The 1,345-nt window shown below is 44.8% G+C and carries 1 protein-coding gene; it reads right to left on the reverse strand.

Annotated features, from left to right (window positions below; all coding sequences use genetic code 11):
• Window positions 1-119 precede the first annotated feature (119 nt).
• Window positions 120-1,345: GNAT family N-acetyltransferase (locus AB4653_RS26170; protein ID WP_372105683.1), on the reverse strand; the 1,226-nt coding region annotated here is incomplete at its 5' end.

Here is a 1,345-nt window from a genome sequence, read left to right on the forward strand (position 1 = left end):
ATTACATACTGCTGTTCAGTTTACAGTGTAAATCCGGCCTTCTAATTTACACTGTAAATCTAATTAACAGCTCTACATATGCTCTGTCGTTCCAAATTTAGTGACAATCGTTGATCTACCTATTTACAGTGTAAATTTGATAGTAGAGTACCGACATCTTTTCTAAACTGTAGCTCAGCTTGTTTTCGTCCGACTAGATTAAACTGTTCGACACAAGTCCCCCACTCTTTCTGCTGCACGACTTTCGCGATAAGTAAGTCTGAAACAACGAAACCTGTATCGATTATAGCGTCAGGTTCAGCTATGTGAGCTTGATGACCATTACTCTGGAGAATCAAATTCAGGGCACTGAAACCAATGCTGTCGTAACTATTACCACCATCGACATAATTCCTGAGGAGTTGGATTTCAGACTCTGCTATAGATTCCGCTTGCCTTGGCAATAATGCGCGCACCATATCAACCTCGAGAGAAGCCAAAGAACCAGAAGTGAGAAAACAGAAACTACGTTCAAAGTGACTTATCAGATTGTAGATCCAATTCTGTGCGTTTTCATTAAGTGGCTTAACCATCAATACCGAGTGACAGCCGCTTGCTTGATCGCGCTGGTGGCCAATGTGCATAGGTACAAAATCGTTATCGCGCCAGAATGAAATTAATTCACTGGTCGCGCCAAAGCTCGTTGCTAAGTAATCCGCCTGATTAGTTTGCTTTGACAACTGCCCCAACATCCAACGACCAATCCCCGAACCTTGATGACGTGTTGAAACGGCAATACGCATAACTCGAAGGCAACGACTGCTCGCCGCTTGCGTACAACCCAGTTGGTTTGCGAGTAATACTGGAGCTAGGTGACCTTGAGGTCTTCGTTTTCCAAGTTGAATCTGAGCAATCAGATCGCTATCCAACCCACCTTCTTCAGTTACCAACATACAACCTAAACATTCGTTTTTCTGCCAAGCAGCGTACAAACGGATTGCTGGATTGTTGAGAAACTGCATTAGATCGTTTGGTGACGTTTGATAATGAGCGTCAACAAGAAGAGAAAAACATTGCTGTAGCGGCTCCGGATTCGCCAAGCATTCTGCCTTTGATAACTCGACCAAGCTCAGTTGGTTGATTGCCAGATCAGAAAAGCTATCTAACTCATGAATCACCGAGTCACTTAGCGACGCGTCGTTACCAAGCAGGAAGCAATCAAACAACCAGCGCTCTAGTGGATCATTGCGATTCCAACGAATGGGCTGATCGAGCTTAAAACCTTTCCACCCTGGGCGATGATCTGAAAGCCAAGACTCGAACTTAAGTCCAAACCCTCTCCCACTCCCCTCGTATCCGTGAACGG

The organism is Vibrio sp. 10N.222.48.A3 (assembly GCF_041475345.1).
GTDB classification, from domain to species: Bacteria; Pseudomonadota; Gammaproteobacteria; order Enterobacterales; family Vibrionaceae; genus Vibrio; species Vibrio tasmaniensis_A.